The 16,796-nt window shown below is 62.1% G+C and carries 24 protein-coding genes; 14 read left to right on the plus strand and 10 right to left on the minus strand.

Going from position 1 to position 16,796, the window contains the following annotated elements; genetic code table 11:
* Positions 1-15: 15 nt before the first annotated feature.
* Together AC58X1_RS05130 and gloA are read left to right on the plus strand one after the other, a co-directional pair.
* Entirely contained in the window at positions 16-390 is a 375-nt protein-coding gene (locus AC58X1_RS05130; protein ID WP_150569014.1) for a histone-like nucleoid-structuring protein, MvaT/MvaU family, read from the plus strand.
* A gap of 224 nt (positions 391-614) precedes the next feature.
* Positions 615-1,136 (plus strand): lactoylglutathione lyase, encoded by a 522-nt coding sequence (gene gloA, locus AC58X1_RS05135; protein WP_101320122.1) that lies wholly within the window; start codon positions 615-617, stop codon positions 1,134-1,136.
* A gap of 10 nt (positions 1,137-1,146) precedes the next feature.
* On the opposite strand, the gene AC58X1_RS05140 is transcribed toward gloA, so the two are convergent.
* A complete protein-coding gene (locus AC58X1_RS05140; RefSeq protein WP_497428456.1) occupies positions 1,147-1,968 on the minus strand; it encodes a shikimate 5-dehydrogenase in 822 nt (273 codons plus the stop codon).
* Positions 1,969-2,205: 237 nt separating this feature from the next.
* Between AC58X1_RS05140 and AC58X1_RS05145 the strand changes: the two genes are divergently transcribed.
* Positions 2,206-2,388 (plus strand): hypothetical protein, encoded by a 183-nt coding sequence (locus AC58X1_RS05145; protein ID WP_101320126.1) that lies wholly within the window; start codon positions 2,206-2,208, stop codon positions 2,386-2,388.
* Positions 2,389-2,469: 81 nt separating this feature from the next.
* Here the strand turns inward: AC58X1_RS05145 and AC58X1_RS05150 are convergent, their stop codons facing one another.
* Together AC58X1_RS05150 and AC58X1_RS05155 are read right to left on the minus strand one after the other, a co-directional pair.
* Positions 2,470-2,655: a hypothetical protein gene (locus AC58X1_RS05150; RefSeq protein WP_101320128.1), complete on the minus strand. Its 186-nt coding sequence runs from the start codon at positions 2,653-2,655 to the stop codon at positions 2,470-2,472.
* Between the two features lie 156 nt (positions 2,656-2,811).
* The gene (locus AC58X1_RS05155) at positions 2,812-3,012 is read right to left on the minus strand and encodes a hypothetical protein (RefSeq protein WP_150569012.1); all 201 of its coding nucleotides are present in this window, start codon (positions 3,010-3,012) and stop codon (positions 2,812-2,814) included.
* Positions 3,013-3,292: 280 nt separating this feature from the next.
* On the opposite strand from AC58X1_RS05155, the gene pbpG reads away from it, so the two are divergent.
* Positions 3,293-4,213, plus strand: coding sequence for a D-alanyl-D-alanine endopeptidase (gene pbpG / locus AC58X1_RS05160; RefSeq protein WP_224785493.1), 921 nt, complete (start codon positions 3,293-3,295; stop codon positions 4,211-4,213).
* A gap of 45 nt (positions 4,214-4,258) precedes the next feature.
* On the opposite strand, the gene AC58X1_RS05165 is transcribed toward pbpG, so the two are convergent.
* Positions 4,259-4,690, minus strand: coding sequence for a prefoldin domain-containing protein (locus AC58X1_RS05165; protein WP_150568948.1), 432 nt, complete (start codon positions 4,688-4,690; stop codon positions 4,259-4,261).
* 192 nt (positions 4,691-4,882) lie between these two features.
* Between AC58X1_RS05165 and AC58X1_RS05170 the strand changes: the two genes are divergently transcribed.
* From AC58X1_RS05170 to AC58X1_RS05210, 9 genes are all read left to right on the plus strand, one after another.
* A complete protein-coding gene (locus AC58X1_RS05170) occupies positions 4,883-6,211 on the plus strand; it encodes a lysine N(6)-hydroxylase/L-ornithine N(5)-oxygenase family protein (RefSeq protein ID WP_497428457.1) in 1,329 nt (442 codons plus the stop codon).
* Between the two features lie 129 nt (positions 6,212-6,340).
* Complete coding sequence (locus AC58X1_RS05175) at positions 6,341-7,540, plus strand: PepSY-associated TM helix domain-containing protein (protein ID WP_497428458.1); 1,200 nt, start codon at positions 6,341-6,343, stop codon at positions 7,538-7,540.
* Positions 7,537-8,076, plus strand: a complete 540-nt coding sequence (locus AC58X1_RS05180; protein ID WP_101320276.1) for a PA2404 family protein — start codon at positions 7,537-7,539, stop codon at positions 8,074-8,076. Before AC58X1_RS05175 ends, AC58X1_RS05180 begins: the two co-directional genes overlap by 4 nt.
* The gene (locus AC58X1_RS05185; RefSeq protein WP_101320278.1) at positions 8,073-8,393 is read left to right on the plus strand and encodes a hypothetical protein; all 321 of its coding nucleotides are present in this window, start codon (positions 8,073-8,075) and stop codon (positions 8,391-8,393) included. Before AC58X1_RS05180 ends, AC58X1_RS05185 begins: the two co-directional genes overlap by 4 nt.
* Positions 8,390-8,959 (plus strand): DUF6162 family protein, encoded by a 570-nt coding sequence (locus AC58X1_RS05190; protein WP_497428459.1) that lies wholly within the window; start codon positions 8,390-8,392, stop codon positions 8,957-8,959. The genes AC58X1_RS05185 and AC58X1_RS05190 overlap by 4 nt, the downstream gene beginning before the upstream one ends.
* Before the next feature lie 16 nt (positions 8,960-8,975).
* On the plus strand, positions 8,976-9,893 hold the full coding sequence (locus AC58X1_RS05195; protein ID WP_101320284.1) for a metal ABC transporter substrate-binding protein: 918 nt from the start codon (positions 8,976-8,978) through the stop codon (positions 9,891-9,893).
* Positions 9,890-10,639, plus strand: coding sequence for a metal ABC transporter ATP-binding protein (locus AC58X1_RS05200; protein ID WP_181087343.1), 750 nt, complete (start codon positions 9,890-9,892; stop codon positions 10,637-10,639). Before AC58X1_RS05195 ends, AC58X1_RS05200 begins: the two co-directional genes overlap by 4 nt.
* Complete coding sequence (locus tag AC58X1_RS05205) at positions 10,636-11,535, plus strand: metal ABC transporter permease (RefSeq protein ID WP_101320288.1); 900 nt, start codon at positions 10,636-10,638, stop codon at positions 11,533-11,535. The genes AC58X1_RS05200 and AC58X1_RS05205 overlap by 4 nt, the downstream gene beginning before the upstream one ends.
* Complete coding sequence (locus AC58X1_RS05210; protein WP_497428460.1) at positions 11,532-12,419, plus strand: metal ABC transporter solute-binding protein, Zn/Mn family; 888 nt, start codon at positions 11,532-11,534, stop codon at positions 12,417-12,419. The genes AC58X1_RS05205 and AC58X1_RS05210 overlap by 4 nt, the downstream gene beginning before the upstream one ends.
* Positions 12,420-12,463: 44 nt before the next feature.
* Here AC58X1_RS05210 and AC58X1_RS05215 read toward each other — a convergent pair whose 3' ends face one another.
* The 4 genes from AC58X1_RS05215 to AC58X1_RS05230 are packed head-to-tail and all read right to left on the minus strand — an operon-like array spanning position 12,464 to position 15,102.
* Positions 12,464-13,519 (minus strand): DUF1615 domain-containing protein, encoded by a 1,056-nt coding sequence (locus AC58X1_RS05215; RefSeq protein WP_310794632.1) that lies wholly within the window; start codon positions 13,517-13,519, stop codon positions 12,464-12,466.
* A 23-nt stretch (positions 13,520-13,542) separates the two neighbouring features.
* Positions 13,543-14,094 (minus strand): isochorismatase family protein, encoded by a 552-nt coding sequence (locus AC58X1_RS05220; protein ID WP_497428461.1) that lies wholly within the window; start codon positions 14,092-14,094, stop codon positions 13,543-13,545.
* Between the two features lie 56 nt (positions 14,095-14,150).
* Complete coding sequence (locus AC58X1_RS05225; protein WP_220633853.1) at positions 14,151-14,870, minus strand: thioesterase II family protein; 720 nt, start codon at positions 14,868-14,870, stop codon at positions 14,151-14,153.
* A 10-nt stretch (positions 14,871-14,880) separates the two neighbouring features.
* Complete coding sequence (locus tag AC58X1_RS05230; protein ID WP_101320296.1) at positions 14,881-15,102, minus strand: MbtH family protein; 222 nt, start codon at positions 15,100-15,102, stop codon at positions 14,881-14,883.
* Between the two features lie 190 nt (positions 15,103-15,292).
* Between AC58X1_RS05230 and AC58X1_RS05235 the strand changes: the two genes are divergently transcribed.
* Positions 15,293-15,910 (plus strand): LysE family transporter, encoded by a 618-nt coding sequence (locus tag AC58X1_RS05235; RefSeq protein WP_103437747.1) that lies wholly within the window; start codon positions 15,293-15,295, stop codon positions 15,908-15,910.
* A 1-nt stretch (position 15,911) separates the two neighbouring features.
* Here AC58X1_RS05235 and AC58X1_RS05240 read toward each other — a convergent pair whose 3' ends face one another.
* Together AC58X1_RS05240 and AC58X1_RS05245 are read right to left on the minus strand one after the other, a co-directional pair.
* Complete coding sequence (locus tag AC58X1_RS05240; RefSeq protein WP_101320300.1) at positions 15,912-16,313, minus strand: hypothetical protein; 402 nt, start codon at positions 16,311-16,313, stop codon at positions 15,912-15,914.
* A 98-nt stretch (positions 16,314-16,411) separates the two neighbouring features.
* Positions 16,412-16,789: a response regulator gene (locus AC58X1_RS05245; protein ID WP_101320302.1), complete on the minus strand. Its 378-nt coding sequence runs from the start codon at positions 16,787-16,789 to the stop codon at positions 16,412-16,414.
* Positions 16,790-16,796: the final 7 nt, after the last annotated feature.

Here is a 16,796-nt window from a genome sequence, read left to right on the forward strand (position 1 = left end):
TAAGGAGTGATGAAAGTGTCCAGACTTGCAGAGTTTCGCGCTGCCGAAAAAGCGCTTCAGGAACAGATCGCCCAACTCGAGGCGCTCAAGCAGGATGCCGGTCTCAAACGCGAAATCGAGTTCGAGCAGAAGCTGCTGGGCCTTATGAAAACTTACGAAAAGGGCCTGCGCGATATCGTCGCCATCCTTGATCCAAAAGGCAGCAGCAAACCCGCCACCAAGGCGTCCGGGGCGACCCCAAAACAGCAGCGCCGCGCCCGCGTGGTCAAGGTTTACGAGAACCCGCACACCGGCGAACTGATCGAAACCAAGGGCGGTAACCACCGCGGTCTGAAAGCCTGGAAAGAAGAACACGGCGCCAGCACTGTCGACGGCTGGTTGCGTCCATGAAACATGGACATACACTTCACACTTTTTTCACAGCTTGTGGGCCATGATCAATTCCAGCTAACGGATTAGCGACCCCATCTGCGCCCGCACACGCGGGCCTCTAATTTCAGCGCCCTGCCCTCGTGCAGGGCGCTTTCATTTTGCCTCCCCGCTCACGTCCCGTATCATGGACGGCCTGTCTTATCGCTGGTGCCTGCGGGCCCGGCCTCGTCTCTGGAGCCTTCATGAGCCTGAACGATCTCAACACCTTGCCTGGCGTTACCGCTCAAACGGACGCTGCCACTGCGCAATTCGTTTTCAACCACACCATGCTGCGCGTCAAGGACATCGAGAAGTCGCTGGACTTCTACACCCGCGTGCTCGGTTTCAAACTGGTGGACAAGCGCGACTTCGTCGAAGCCAAGTTCAGCCTGTACTTCCTGGCACTGGTTGACCCCGCGCAAATTCCGGCTGATGACGATGCTCGTCACCAGTGGATGAAGTCGATCCCGGGCGTGCTGGAGCTGACTCATAACCACGGCACTGAAAGTGATGCAGCGTTTGCCTATCACGATGGCAACACTGACCCACGCGGTTTTGGTCATATCTGCATTTCGGTGCCTGATGTAGTTGCAGCGTGCGAACGCTTTGAAGCTTTGCAGGTGCCGTTCCAGAAGCGCCTGAGCGACGGCCGCATGAACCATCTGGCATTCATCAAAGACCCCGATGGTTACTGGGTCGAAGTGATTCAACCGACGCCCTTGTAAGCACAGCTGACTAGGCGCCCCGCGCATAGGCAATTGCAGCGTCGATCTGCGTTGCCGTGGGGCGCACGCCGGTATACAGCACAAACTGCTCCAGCGCTTGCAGGGCAATCACCTCAAGCCCTGTGATGACCGGTTTGCCGAGCGCTTCGGCGCGGCAGATCAGTGGCGTGCGCGCCGGCATCGCCACCACGTCGAATACCCGTTCTGCCACTGCAATCGCTGTTTCGGGGAACGCCAGTTGCTCCGCCTCAGGGCCGCCGGCCATACCAATCGGCGTGACGTTGATCAGCATCGGCGGCGCCAAGTCGCCCAGTTCTGCCTGCCAGCGATAACCCAGCATCTCGGCCAGTTGCCGCCCAGCTTGTTCATTACGGGCAATAATCAGCCCTTCACGAAAGCCGGCGTCACTCAACGCACAGGCTACTGCCTTGGCCATCCCGCCGCTGCCACGCAGCGCGAACGCTGTAGCCGGGTCTACCTCATGTTTGGCCAGCAACTGCTGCACGGCCAGATAATCGGTGTTGTAAGCCTTCAAGTAGCCGTCGCTGTTGACCAGCGTATTAACCGACTCGATGGCAGCCGCAGACGCATCAACCTCGTCGACCAAGGCCAGGCAAGCTTCCTTGAACGGCATCGATACACCGCAACCGCGAATCCCCAATGCTCGAATACCAGCCACCGCGGCGGGCAGATCATCTGTAGTCATGGCCTTGTAGTAGTAATCCAGGCCCAGCTGTTCATAGAGATGATTGTGAAAGCGCACGCCAAAGGTGCCGGGACGGCCGGCCAGAGAGATGCACAACTGCGTGTTTCTGCTGGGAATGTGGCTCATCTACTGCTCCGTTTGCCTGAGCTGAATCGTTGCTCCAGCGTACCAGAGGGCATTGCTTACACAACCTTTACCCTTTCCCGGCGCTCAGTTGACAGTAACAACGGCCATAGTAGGAGCCATCGCGCAGCGTGGTCTCGACACTACTGTTGATAGAGCTGATGACCACTATTGAGGAAGTTAATTTCAAACGCCGTCAGCAGCCGGGTAAGGTTGGCGCACGTCTTACAGGAGGTCAGCATGGCCACTATCCAGATCATGTCGGTTGTTGGTAGCGCAGTTCCCACTCGCTTGCGTGAGCAGGGGCTGCTGGCCTGCTGGTATCTGATGCGCAATGGCGAGCCGGTGAGCGGCCCGCTGGCGTCCAAAGCCTGTGCAGTAGCGATGGCCGATCAGCTGCAGAGCGGCAGCTTGATGGCTTGAACGAATGTGTTGTGTGTTGCTCCTTGTGCCCTTGTTGCCCGCCATTTTTGGCGGGCTTTTTTTTGCGCGCTGGGGCACGCCTCAGGCTGGATCTGGATGCTCGCTGGAGACTGTGTTGTTGGTCTCTACGTCAGACATTTCTTCGTCCAGGCCGGCATCTTCATCTTCAGGCAGCGGAGGCATTGGGTCATGAGCCGTCTCGTTGTCGGTCGTGCCGCCTACGCCCTGCTGAGAGATGTTGCCAGGTGCTTTTTCGTCGATATCCATAGCGCTACCCTCGTCAATGCACGGATGATCCGTGCCTTAGCGTGAGAGCCGCGGGATTGACGCAAGTGCCCGCGACGAGACCAACGGCGCTAACTCTCGAGAAGCAACTCTTAACAGTGGGTATTGGCTAAGCCGATCGTTTTTTCCCGGTGCTGATCAATTCGACGCTCCATCGTCATTAAAACGACGTTTGCGCCGAACCGCCTGCAGCAACAATACAGCGCTGGGAATCAACAGGCCGACCGCGGTCCAGCCAAACGCAGGCTGACCAGAAGCGCCTACGGCGGCGAAAACAACACCGATAACCAGCATGGACCCGCCTGCGGCGTAAAAAGGGGTAGTGCTGTGCTTGCTCATGATGATCCTCCTTGAAGTGCGGTATTTAATCATGAATCGACAAAGTGCCCATCGTCTTCGGCAACCACGAGCTACAAAGTAGCCCGCTCGCGCTACGCCCCACCCCCACAGCTTCGCCGCAGATGGCGTTAAAAGATGGATACCGGATTAAAATTCCTTCACCTTGCGCCCTTTAGTCATAAGGCATTCGACACGCTTTCGGCCATACTCCACAATGCAGCGGTTTTTTGGGGAAAACCCTGCAAAGCCAACGACATACCTCCTTTTAGTGAGCCTCAACGTGAAAACTTCTCTGTCCATCCTCAGCCTGCTGCTGTTGCTCACTGGAACTTCGACCCTCGCAACTACCGCTGCCGCTGCGCCGCCGCCGAGCCAGACTCAGCGCGATCCGGCCAAACTGCACCTGGCCTCGGGCAGCGCGCTGCTGATCGACCTCAACAGCAACAAGGAGCTGTACGCAAGCCATGCCGACCGGGTGGTGCCGATTGCCTCGGTGACCAAACTGATGACGGCCATGGTAGTGCTTGACGCGAAACTGCCTATGGACGAGCAGTTGACCATGACCATCGCCAACAACCCGGAAATGAAGGGTGTGTACTCGCGGGTCCGCCTGGGCAGCCAGCTTGATCGCCGCGAGACCTTGCTGATCACTTTGATGTCGTCGGAAAACCGCGCAGCCAACAGCCTCGCCAACCACTACCCAGGCGGCTATGGTGCCTTTATCAAGGCCATGAACGCCAAGGCGCGCAGCCTCGGCATGAGCCATACCCGCTATGTCGAGCCTACAGGCCTGTCGACGCTGAACGTGTCGACCGCACGCGACCTTGGCAAGCTGCTGTTGGCATCGCGCAAATACCCGTTGTTGAGCGACTTGTCGACCACTCGCGAAAAGACCGTGGCGTTTCGCAAGCCTAACTACACGCTGGGCTTTCGCAACACCGACCATCTGGTCAACAAGAGCAACTGGGACATCAAGCTGACCAAGACCGGCTTTACCAATGAAGCAGGGCACTGCCTGGTGCTGCTGACCCGGATGGACAACCGCCCCGTGGCGATGGTGATTCTGGATGCCTTCGGCAAGTACACCCACTTCGCCGACGCCAGCCGCATGCGCCAGTGGCTGGAAACCGGTGCGGCCAAACCTGCACCGGCCGTGGCCATGCAGTACAAAGCGGAGCGACGCAAGGTCGTTGCCGACTGAGCCTGACGCTCCAGGGCGACGCCAGGCCAACCGCCGGGCGTCGTCTCAGGCCTGGGTATTGACCGTACCGCCGGCGCTGCTGTCACCGGTCTTGGTCAGGGCTTCGAGCAACTGCGCGGTCGCCGCCATGACCTGGCCAGTCAGCGTGCTGACGCTGGCTTGCTTGGCGGTAATCAAAGCGATCATGGCACCATCATCTGTGTCTTTAGCCATCATCTCGGCCAATTGCTTCTGCTCTTCGGCGAGCTGCTTTTGCAGTTGCTTGATCAGTTCGCGCAGTTGCTTGATGTGCGGCGGCTCGCTGCTGTCCGAGCCGCTATCTGCTTGTGCCGCCTTGGCGCCGCCAGCGACTTTTGAAAGGTCGACAGGCATGGCGCCGCCCTTCTCGACCTGCTCGACGTCATCACGCTGATTGGTTTTGCCGGCGACTTGCGCCGAAGCAGCGCCAGCGATCGAGATGCCTGTAACTGTAACCATGTTCCGTACCTGCCCTGAAGTGGTCCTTGCGTTGACCAGGCTATCGGCCGCGCGCAGCAGATCTTGAAGTGGGCAGCACCTGCGCTGCAGGCTGGCTAAATTCCCTCAAAGCTGGCTCGTTCCAAAATGTGTAGAAGGCGCAGGGGCCAAACTCCGGCGCGCCTGTTCATTCGAACTTCAGGGAACGCAGCCATGAGCCAGACCCCAGAAACAGTCAAAGATTTGATCGGCGTGGGTTTCGGCCCTTCCAACCTGGCCTTGGCCATCGCCCTCGAAGAACTCGCCCAGAGCCAGGGCCATGCCCTGGACGCCCTGTTCATCGACAAGCAGCAAGACTACCGCTGGCACGGCGATACGCTGGCCACTCAGAGCGAGTTGCAGATTTCCTTCCTCAAGGACCTGGTGTCGCTGCGCACCCCTACCAGCCCGTACAGCTTCGTCAACTACCTGCACCAGAAGCAGCGCCTGGCCGACTTCATCAACCTCGGCACCTTTTACCCGTGCCGGTTGGAGTACAACGACTACCTGCGCTGGGCCGCCGAGCATTTTGCCGACCAGGCCGTGTACGGCGAAGAAGTACTGCGCATCGAACCAGAACTGCACGCTGGCCGGGTCGAGCACCTGCGGCTGGTCTCGCGCGACGGTCAGGGCCGTGAGTACAGCCGGCGCACGCGTTCGGTAGTAATTGGTAGCGGCGGCACGCCGAAAATCCCGGAGAAATTCGCCGGGTTCAAGGACGACAAGCGCGTCTTCCACCACTCCCGCTACATCAGCGGCCTGGCCAAGCTACCCTGCGCCGAAGGCAAGCCGATGCGTATCGCGGTGATCGGTTCCGGGCAAAGTGCGGCCGAGGCCTTTATCGACCTCAACGACAGCTACCCGTCGGTCAAGGTCGACATGATCCTGCGTGCCACTGCGCTCAAGCCTGCCGATGACAGTCCCTTCGTCAACGAGATCTTTGCCCCCGACTACACCGACCTCGTCTACAACGAGCCTGCCGAACTGCGCAGAAAGCTGATCGGCGAGTACCACAACACCAACTATTCTGTGGTCGACCTCGACCTGATCGACCGCATCTACGGCATCCTCTACCGGCAGAAGGTCTCCCACCAGTATCGCCACAACGTACTGTGCCGGCGCAACGTGGATGCGGTCGTAGCCACTGCCGATGGCATCGAACTGACCCTGCGCGACCTCGCCACCGGCCAGCAACAGACTCACCGCTATGACGCGGTGATCCTCGCCACCGGCTACGAACGCCGCTCGCACCGAGAACTGCTGGCGCCGCTGCAGGGCTACCTGGACGACTTCAGTGCCGATCGCAACTATCGAGTCCTGGCCAGCCCGGACATGCACGCCTCGGTGTACCTGCAAGGCTTCTGCGAAACCACTCATGGCCTGAGCGATACGTTGCTGTCGGTGCTGCCCGCCCGTGCCGCGGAAATCGGCCAGGCGCTCTATCAGGACCTCGCCCAGCGCTGCGCCCGCCCGGCGGTAATGGCCGCCGCGAGCAACGCCTGAGGGTACAGGACGCCTTCTGAAATATCTGGTTGCATTTAAAAAGGCAGGATTTTCATTCTCATTCGTCTTTATTAATGCAGCCTTACACGGTTGAGCATGCGCTCGACCCTTATTTTCAGAAGATGACCGATGGCCCAACCTACGAAAAAGTCCAAGTCCAAGCTGTGGTTCCTCGTCCACAGCTGGCTCGCCCTGCCGATCTGGTTCTTTGTCCTGATCGTCTGCTTCACCGGCATGCTGGCCGTAGTCAGCCAGGAGATCGTCTGGCTGGCCAACTCTGACGTGCGCGCGAGCAAACCCAGCGACGGCGCCGAGCGGCTGAGCTTTCAGCAGATCATCGACGCCCTGCACAAGGCCGAGCCGGACATGGCCGTGCGCATGCTGGTGCAGCCTGAGGGTTCGCACTTTGCCCTCGCCGCCAGCGTCACCAACCCGGATGGCACCACGCCAACCCTGTACGTCAACCCGTACACCGGGGTGATCCAGGGCAAGGCGCCGGACTTCAACTTCGAAGCCTTCACCCGTGCCCTGCACGGCTGGTGGCTGGTGCCGTTCACCAATGGCTACAGCTGGGGCTGGTACCTGGTGTCGCTGCTCGGCCTGCCGATGCTGGCCTCGCTGGTGACCGGCCTGGTGGTGTACAAAAAGTTCTGGCGCGGCTTTTTCAAGCCGGTGCGCAGCGGCCACGGCTCGCGGATCTTCTGGGGTGACGTACACCGGCTGGCGGGGGTCTGGTCGATCTGGTTCATCACGGTCATTTCGATTACCGGCATCTGGTTCCTGATCCAGGCCATTCTCGGTGACAACCATATAACCATCTCCAGCGAGCCGATCGTGCCGGTGATTGCCCGCGAAGACGTGCCGCTGACTGCCGACGGCAGCCCGGCACCGCGGATCGACCTGGATGCAGCGGCGCGCATCGCCACCGAGGCCATTCCCGGCCTTGAGATCACCTTCATCAGCCTGCCCAGCACGGCCTACAGCCATGTCGAAATGGGTGGCCGCGGCTGGTACCCGCTGATGTTCCAGACCGCATCGGTCAACCCCTACACCAGCAATGTCGACAGCAAGTTCCTGCTCGAAGACCGCTCCGCGCTGGAGTTCGTCACCGAGTCGATGCGTCCACTGCACACCGGCGACTTCGGCGGCCTGGCGATCAAGCTGATCTGGTTCTTCTTCGGCTTGGTATTGACCCTGATGGTACTCAGCGGGCTGTTGATCTGGACCAAGCGCACCGCCCAGGCCACCGCCGCAGCGCTCAAGCGCACCGATCGAGTCGCGCGTGCGCAACTGGCACGCAGTGAAACTTCAGTGGAGGCGCAGCCATGAGCAAGGCGCAAGCAGTACCGGTGAGCCCGCTCAAGCAGTTCTGGCTGAAGTGGCGATTCCACATCAACATCCTGCTGATCCTGATCCCGCTGGGGTTCATGCCCAAGTACTTCGCCGACGCGGCCATGTTCCGCGGCGACAGTGGTTTGGGCGCCAATCAGGTCAGCGACATTCAGGTAGGCCCGTACACGCTCGACCTGGCCGAGCTGCGCGACGAAGCGCCCAGGGCGGATGGCCCGGCGGGTCATTTCAAACTGTTCAACGCAGCCCTGTGCAAAGCCTGCACCACGGAGGTTAAAGCGGTCTACCTGCGTATCGGCAAGCCGCGCAGCCTGCGCGCTGCGGGGACGATTTTCTTCGGGGCACCGTACCGCATGATCACTTCGCTGCCGGTACCGCCGCGCACACGGTCTGACGCACAGGTCTGGATCACTATCGAAGGCTGGGACGGCAGCATGCACCAGGCATCCGTCCCCCTGGCCCAGGCCTCACCGGCAACCGTGGCCTGGCTCGAGAAACAAGGAGGCACCAAATGAAACACCTGACTCGCAGGCTGGCCCTGCCAATTCTGCTGCTCTGCGCGGGCCCTGCCCTGGCGCACAATCCGATGTGCGAGTGCGCACCGGTTGATGCCGAGCAGATCAAATGCACCGGTGGCTTCTCCGATGGCAGCGGCGCACCCGGCGTGACCCTGGACGTGATCGGCTACGACGAGCAGGTGCTGGTCGGCAGCAAGCTGGGAGACGACTCGACGCTGACCTTCAAGCGCCCCGACGGTGAATTCTACGTGCTGTTCGACGCCGGCCCCGGGCACGTCGTTGAAATCGACCATGCCGATATAGGCGAGCCATGAGCCGCGCCCAGGTGATCCGCCCGGCCGGTGCCGGGCACGAGACGCTATATGTACTGCTGACAGCCCTGCTGATCCTGGCGCTGGCCGCCACGGTGGTAACGCTGCGCGGCGAGCGTGAGGATGAAGTCAGCATCGAGAGCCACCAGATCGACGCCCGTCGCGACCTGACAGCGGCCGAACAAGGGGTATTCACAGACCTGTTGGTGGCGTTCGACGAGATCCGCCAGTTACGCGAAGAGACCGGTTCCATGCCTGAAGTGGCCAGCCTCGCCGAGGAAGGCCTGCCGCCGTTTGTCAGCGATGCCAGCAGCGTCAGCCGCGGTGGCCATCAATGGCAGTGGCTGGCTGCCGGCGCCTACCTGGGACGCAGCCAGGACAGCGCGGTGGCCGGCAGCTTCCTGCTGATCGTGCCCGCGCAGGTGGATGAACGGGCCGATGTCTGGCTGCGCCGCGACACCGCAGCCGTGGTCCCGGACGACCTGCAGCCGGTGGCCCTGATCGCCGCTGGCTGGCAGCAAGTGGTCAGCCATTACGACGCCGGGGTTACCCGTCAACACCGTCACTGAATCCAAGGACTCCTCCATGCTTCGCTCCGCCCTCGCCCGCCGCGCCCTCGCCCTGCTCATGGCCTGCGCCCTCCCGGCCCTGGCCCATGCCGAGGCCGGCAAGCCACTGCGCATCGGCATCACCCTGCATCCTTATTACAGCTACGTGAGCAACATCGTCGGCGACAAGGCCGAAGTGGTGCCGTTGATTCCTGCCGGTTTCAACCCGCACGCCTACGAGCCGCGCGCCGAAGACATCAAACGCATTGGCGGCCTGGATGTGATCGTGCTCAACGGCGTCGGCCATGATGACTTCGCCGACCGCATGATCGCCGCCAGCGAAACCCCTGATGTCAAAACCATCGAGGCCAATGCCAACGTGCCGCTGCTGGCAGCGACCGGGATTGCCGCCCGTGGTGCAGGCAAGGTGGTCAACCCGCACACCTTCCTGTCGATCAGCACCACCATCGCCCAGGTCAACAATATCGCCCGCGAGCTGGGCAAGCTCGACCCGGACAACGCCAAGTTCTATACCCAAAACGCCCGTGCCTATGCCAAGCGCCTGCGCAAGCTGCGCGCCGACGCCCTGGCCAAGGTCACCGAAGCGCCCCACGCGGATTTTCGCGTAGCGACCATTCATGCCGCCTACGACTATCTGGTGCGCGACTTCGGCCTGGAGGTCACCGCCGTGGTCGAGCCAGCTCACGGCATCGAGCCAAGCCCGGCGCAGCTGAAAAAGACCATCGACCAGCTAAAGGCACTCGACGTCAAAGTGATCTTCTCGGAGATGGACTTCCCTTCGGCCTACGTCGAAACCATCCAGCGTGAGTCTGGCGTGCGCATCTACCCGCTGACGCACATCTCCTACGGCGAATACACCAAGGAGAAGTACGAAGTCGAGATGCAGCGCAACCTCGATACCGTGGTCCGAGCGATTCAGGAGAACAACGCATGACTGCGGCCGCCAACCTCAGCGTGGCCATGGGCCCGCGCATCGAGTTCGCCGGCATCGACCTGACTCTCGGGCGGACTTCGATTCTGGAACAGGTCAGTTTCAGCGTGGCAGCCGGCAGCGTGCATGCCATCGTCGGCCCCAACGGCGGCGGCAAGAGCTCGCTGATCAAGACCCTGCTCGGGCAGATGCCGCATCAGGGTCAGCTTACCTTGCACTGGCCGGGCGAGCGCGAAGTGATCGGCTATGTGCCACAAGCGCTGGAGTTCGATCGTGGCCTACCTATGACTGTCGACGACTTCATGGCTGCCATGTGCCAGCGTCGACCGGCCTTTCTCGGCCTGTCGCGCCGGGTCCAACCTGCCATCGATGCAGCACTGGCCCGGGTGGGCATGCTCGACAAGCGCAAGCGGCGCATGGGCGCGCTGTCTGGTGGCGAGCGCCAGCGCGTGCTGCTGGCCCAAGGGCTGATCCCCGAGCCGCAACTGCTGGTGCTTGACGAACCCATGTCGGCCCTCGATGAAGCCGGTATCCAGGTGTTCGAGCAACTGCTGCACAGCTGGCGCCAGAGCGGCACCACTGTGCTGTGGATCGAGCATGACCTGGAAGCGGTGCTGCGCTTGGCCGACCGAGTGACCGGCCTCAGCCGCAAAGTACTGTTCGATGCGCCACCGGCCCAAGCCCTGACCCCCGAGCGGCTGCTTGGTCTGTTCTCCGTCCACCCTCGCAGCGAGAGCCTCGCCCGATGAGCTTTGAAGCCTTCCGCCAACTGATCCAGGAATGGGCCAGCGCTGGCTATCTGCCGGAGGCGCTGGCCTACGGCTTCGTCATCAACGCGCTGATTGCCGGGGTGATGATCGGGCCGGTGCTGGGTGGCCTCGGCACCCTGGTCGTGGTCAAACGCTTCGCCTTCTTCTCCGAAGCGGTCGGCCATGCCGCGCTGACCGGGGTTGCCATCGGCATCCTGCTCGGCGAGCCCTACACCGGGCCGTACGGCAGCCTGTTCGGCTACTGCCTGCTGTTCGGCATCCTGCTCAATTTCCTGCGCAACCGCACCGGGCTGTCGCCGGACACCTTGATCGGGGTGTTCCTGTCGGTGTCGCTGGCACTGGGCGCAAGTCTGCTGCTGATGCTCGCGGGCAAGATCAACGTGCACATCCTCGAGAACGTCTTGTTCGGCTCGGTGCTGACGGTCAGTGCTCAGGACCTGCTGGTGCTGGGCATCGTCGCAGTGCTGGTGCTGGCCCTGGCGTTGCCGCTGTACAACCGGATCATGCTGGCCAGTTTCAATCCGCAGCTGGCGGCAGTCCGCGGTGTAGCGGTGAAGACCCTGGACTATCTGTTCGTCGTGCTGGTGACGTTGGTGACCGTGGCTTCGGTCAAGGTCATCGGCGCGATTCTGGTCGGCGCCCTGCTGGTGATCCCGGCAGCGGCAGCACGCTTGGTCAGCCAGTCGCTGAAAGGCTTTTTCTTCATCTCGGTGCTGATCGCTACGGTGAGCACGCTGTGCGGCATTCTGCTGCCGATCGTCTTCGACCTGCCGGTGCCGTCTGGTGCGGCGATCATTCTGGTGGCCGGCGTCTGCTTCGCCCTTGCCGCCCTCGCCCGCGCTCTGGTACCACGCCTGCAAGGAAACCCGGCATGACTTCTACCCTCAAGCAACTGACTCTGGCCTTGGCCCTGGCGGGCCTGCCCGCGCTGACGCTGGCGGCCAAACCGGCAACGGTTACCGTGCTGACCAGCCTGCCGGTCACCCATAGCCTGGCCACCGCGCTGCTCGAAGGCACGTCGGTACAGCTCAACAGCGCGGCGCCGGGGAACCTGCCAGCGACCCGCCAGCCGTCGTACTTCAGTGGCCGCGGTGGCGCCAGCCTGGACAAGGCCGCGCAGACGGCCGACGCCGCCATTGGCCTGCGTTCGATCTGGCGCGATGACCCGCTCTACCCAATGGCCCGACGCAGCAACATCCGCATCGTCGAGATCGATGCCGCACGCCCGGTAGACGGCGCGCTGCCAGGCATTGCGGTACAGGGAGACAACGCGTTTGCCGGCTATCCATGGCTCAACCCCACCAACATGGGGCGCATGGCCGACGTCGTGGCCAACGATCTCGAGCGTTTGTCGCCGAACGACAAGGCCAGGATCCAGGCCAATCTTGCAGGCCTGAAACGGCAGATGCTGGAACTCAACGCCAGCAGCCAGACACGCCTGGCCGAGGCCGACAACCTCAGTGTGGTGAACCTGTCCGAGCGCCTCGGTTACCTGGTCAGCGGGCTCAATCTGGATGTGGTCGATCAGCCGCTGCCGGCGGATGACAAGTGGGATGCGGCGGCGCTCAAGGCCTTGGCCGACACGCTCAAAGGGCAGGACGTGGCCTTGGTGGTTCACCATCGCCAACCCGCTGCCGAAATCGCCGAGGTTATCAAGGCAGCCGGAGCAAAACTGGTCATAGTTGAAAGTGATCCACAAGACAGCGTTGCCGGGCTCAAAGCCAGTGTCGAACAGGTCATCGCCGCTCTGCTCGGCTAGACCTGGTTTCAGGGGCTGTCAACAGCCCCTGAAATGCTCATCCATCAGCGCTTCATACAGCGCTGATAACGCTCATCTACTCGACCTGCGAACCACGCCGTGGTCAGCTTGCGGGTGATCTTCGGGCTCTTCAGCTCGATCCCTGGCAACACCGCGCGCGGCAGCGACTTGCCGGCTTTGGCATCTGCCAGAGCAAATACCTCGCGATACAACTCGCTCTCCTCGAACGCAAGGCTGTCGCCCTCCTCCAGCTGGCTGCGTATTTGCGTGTTGCGCAAGCCCAGCTTCACCCCCAGCTTGCGTGCTGCCTGCTCGGTAGCGCCGGGCATGATCGAGCCCGGTGCAATTAGGTCACCATCGAGCGCCAGGCTGACGCCACTGGCGCGACTCAGCGCCGCCTGAAACGCCGCATTGCGGCTGGCGTACCAACCGGCATTGAAGTCGCCAAAACGGTACAGCTGGCGCGGGTAATGCGCCGGATACCCCAACAGGTGGGCGATGCCGAAGTACATGCCGCCGCGTCGGCTGAACACCTCCTGGCGAATGGCACCCTGATAGCTGTAGGGGTAATTGCTGGCATGACGCTGGGCAAAGTCGATACTGACTTGCATCGGCCCACCGGTGTGCACCGGGTTAAGCCCGCCGAGCAGCGTCTTGCCCAACGGCAAACGTTCGATGACCTCGTCGTACAGCGCGCTGAGCTGCTTCTCGCTGCGCACCGCCGCCAGCCGCTGCTGATACGACTTGCCGTTGCCGGAGGGCGTCAGCAACGCAGCGTCCACCAGCAGCTTGGGGATATGCAGCCGGCCGGCCCGGCGGTCGATCTCGGCGCGGGCGATGCGGCCCAGGTTGGGCACCTGCGGGTCGGCAGTAAAGGTTGATTCCTGCTCGGTCACGGCCAATACCGCGCACAGGTTGCTCTTGCTCGGATCAAGTTGCTGAGCTGTAAACGCCGTCTGGATGTCTTCGGCCCAGCCCTGACGGTCGTTGAGTTGGGCGGGCAGCAGCCGCAGCAGTTGCGCGCGAACCTTGGCCGGGTCTGCTTCGGGAGCACTCTCGCGCTGACCGGCACACCCTTGCAGCAGGGCCAGAATCACCACGCCGGCCCCGGCCAGACGGCGGTTCAGGGTTGTTCTCCGACCATGTAGGCTTTGCTGATATGGCGGAACTGCGGATGGGCAGCGCTGCCCATTAGCTCGAACACGACCATCTCGCGGGTGACGATCTGCGCACCGGCGGCACGCATGCGCGCCAGCGCTGCTGCTTTATTCGCCACGGTACGGCTGTCGCAGGCATCCTCGACGACAAAGACCTGCTTGCCCAAACCGAGCAGGCCAAGCACGGTTTGCAGTACGCACACGTGGGTCTCCATGCCGCACACGATCACCTGCTCGCGCTCGAGCAAGCTGGCCGGCAGACACTGCGCGGCCACGCAGGAAAAGTGCTGCTTGCTGACCACCTGCGCGGCCGGAGCCGCCGCCGTGAGCTCGGTCAGGGTTGACCCGAGGCCTTGCGGGTATTGTTCGGAGATTACCGTTGGCAGCTGCAGCTCGGCAGTTGCCGCGAGCAACCAGCGCGCTCGCGCCCGGGTACCGGCCGGGTCGCTCATGGCGCCAATCAGTTTTTCCTGGATATCGACGACCAGCAGCGTGGCCTTGAGCGGATCAATCAACATTGCCCATCCCTTGCAGAGGAAAACTCAAGCCTCTCGCAAGCAAGGGAGGACGTCAATCAGGCAGTCAGGCGCAGCGGCTCGAGGACCTCGGTCAGCACGCTCAGCACGCGGTCTTCGTGCTCATGAATGAAGAAGTGCCCACCCGGGAAGTGCTGCAGAGAAAACTCCCCAAGCGTTTCTCGGCTCCAGGCCTGCAACTGATCGGGGCTGGCGCGATCCGTCTCGCCACCGAGCACCCGCAACGGGCAGCGCAGTAATGGCCGCTGCCGATAGGCATAGCGGCCACACAGGAGAAAGTCAGCGCGCAGGATCGGCAAGGTCAGGCTCATCAGCTCCTGATTGTTCAACACCTCCTCAGGCGTACCTTGCAGACTGCGCAGCTCGGCGATCAACTCGGCGTCGCTGCGTGGCTCGCGCCAGCGGTTGCCGTCGTAGTCCTCGCGCCGAGTGGGCGCGGCGGTACCGCAGGCAAACAACGCCAACGGCGGCGGGCAACCCAGCGCCTGCAGCTCGTGGGCCAACTCAAACGCCAGCAGTGCGCCAAGGCTATGCCCAAGCAGCGCGTAAGGCGCGTTGGCTGCCAACCGTTGCTCAGCGGCCAGTTGCCTGGCCAGGCCCAGCAGGTCGGTGTGCAACGCCTCGCCCATGCGCGCACCGCGACCTGGCAACTCCACTGGACGCACCTGCAGCCAGGCAGGCAGCTTGCGCCGCCAGCGGCTATAGACCATTGCACTGGCGCCTGAGTAGGGAAGGCACAACAGGTTGACTACGCTCACCGGCAGACGCTCACTGCGCCGCCGCTGCTGCCATCTTCTGGCGCAGGCTCAGCGGTCGCATGTCGGTCCAGACCTCATCGATGTAGGCCAGGCATTCCTGCTTCAGGCCGCTTTTGCCCGCTGCGCGCCAGCCCGCCGGGATCGCTTTGTATTCAGGCCAGATCGAGTACTGCTCCTCATGGTTGAGCACCACCTGAAAAACGATATCGTCACGGTCGAAAACGGAAGTCATTGCCTGTCTCCTTGGAAGTTGCCCGCCCCAGCACGGTCGGCGCGGGGCGATGGTTGCGGCCGTCTCAACGGCACTGACTTCAAGAGAACGTAAAAGCCCCGGGCAAAATTAGTCACCCGTGGTCTTTGCAAGCGCCGCCAATGCTGTCATACATCCAGTTACATCTGCCCAGCGCTCAAGGAGAACAGCAATGCTCGGTGTGACCGACTACGGCGCCTTCGTCATCGCCTTTCTGATCCTGCTGGCCATCCCCGGTCCTGGCAACTTCGCGCTGATCACCGCTACCGGCAAGGCGGGCATCAAAGGTGGCCTGGCTGCCACGTGCGGGGTGATTCTCGGCGATCAGGTATTGATGTGGCTGGCGGTGGCTGGGGTTGCCACGCTGCTGGCGGCCTACCCTGCGGCGTTCCATGTGGTGCAGTGGGCCGGCGCGGCCTATCTCGCCTATCTGGGACTGCGCATGCTGCTCAGCAAGGCCGGCGGCGCACCGCGCGTCAGCCGCATGGACAGCGGCCATTACCTGCGCCAGACGATGATGATCACCCTGCTCAACCCCAAGGCGATCATGTTTTACATGGCGTTCTTTCCGCTGTTCATTGACCCGGTTCGGCACCAGGGCATGGTCACTTTCGCCTTCATGGCGGTAACCATCGCCGCGCTGACATTGCTTTACGGGCTGGTGGCCGTGCTGCTGACCCATCACCTGGCCGAACGCATGCGCGCCAGCCCCAAACTGTCGAATGTGCTCGAGCGCCTGGCGGGTGCTTGCCTGATTGGCTTCGGGATCAAACTGGCGGCGATGCGCTGACTCAGGCGTCGCGCAACAGGTCGTGCGCATCGAGCAGGCGGAAAGCAACTTCCGGATTGCGCTCCAGCCCCCGGCGGATGGCTGCGGGGATGGCCTGGCGGGTCTTGCGGCACAGACCGGGCTGCTCGGCCAGTTCGATGAGGATACCGCGCATGGTGCGCACTTCGTTGAAACTGGGAGCAATGTGCACGCGGATGCCAAGCTGATCATGCATCAGCTGCTGCAAACGGTGCAGATCTTCAAGGCCCTTGAGGTTTTCCAGGCGTTCGAGCAGACGTTTTTCTTCGTGGCGGGTCAGGCGCAGGATACGCTGCGCTGCAGGCGATGCGGCTTGCAAGTCATCGCGCCCGCAGTCGCAGGCACCGGGCGGGCAAGGTTGACGTATCGGCTGGCTGGCTGTCATGTGCCTAGCATAGCCGTTGTCACCGAGCCGCAACCACCGCCGTTGCTGATCCGAGAGCGGGCAAATCGATACCCGTGCTCAGATCAGCCAGCAACCTGTCATTGCAACAGATCCTGGATCTTGTCACGCAGCGTATCCAGGTCGAACGGCTTGGCCAGGATCGGCGCCTTGCGCGCAATCGGGCTGCCGGATTCGAGGATCTCGGCTGGATAGCCGCTGATGAAAATCACCTTCAGATCAGGCCGCAGCTTGACCGCTGGCTCGGCGATCTGTACCCCGGAGATCCCACCCGGCAACCGGTAATCGGTGACGATCAGGTCCAGATGAGGCTTGCGCGCGAGAATCTCGAACGCCTGCTGGCCGTCTTCGGCAACCAGCACGTGGTAGCCCTCACCTGAAAGATAGTCGCGCAAGATCATCCGAATGGCCGGTTCATCCTCGACTACCAGTACAACATCTTGTGCATCTTCGCTCATGACAACG

The organism is Pseudomonas sp. PGPR N4 (assembly GCF_059693665.1).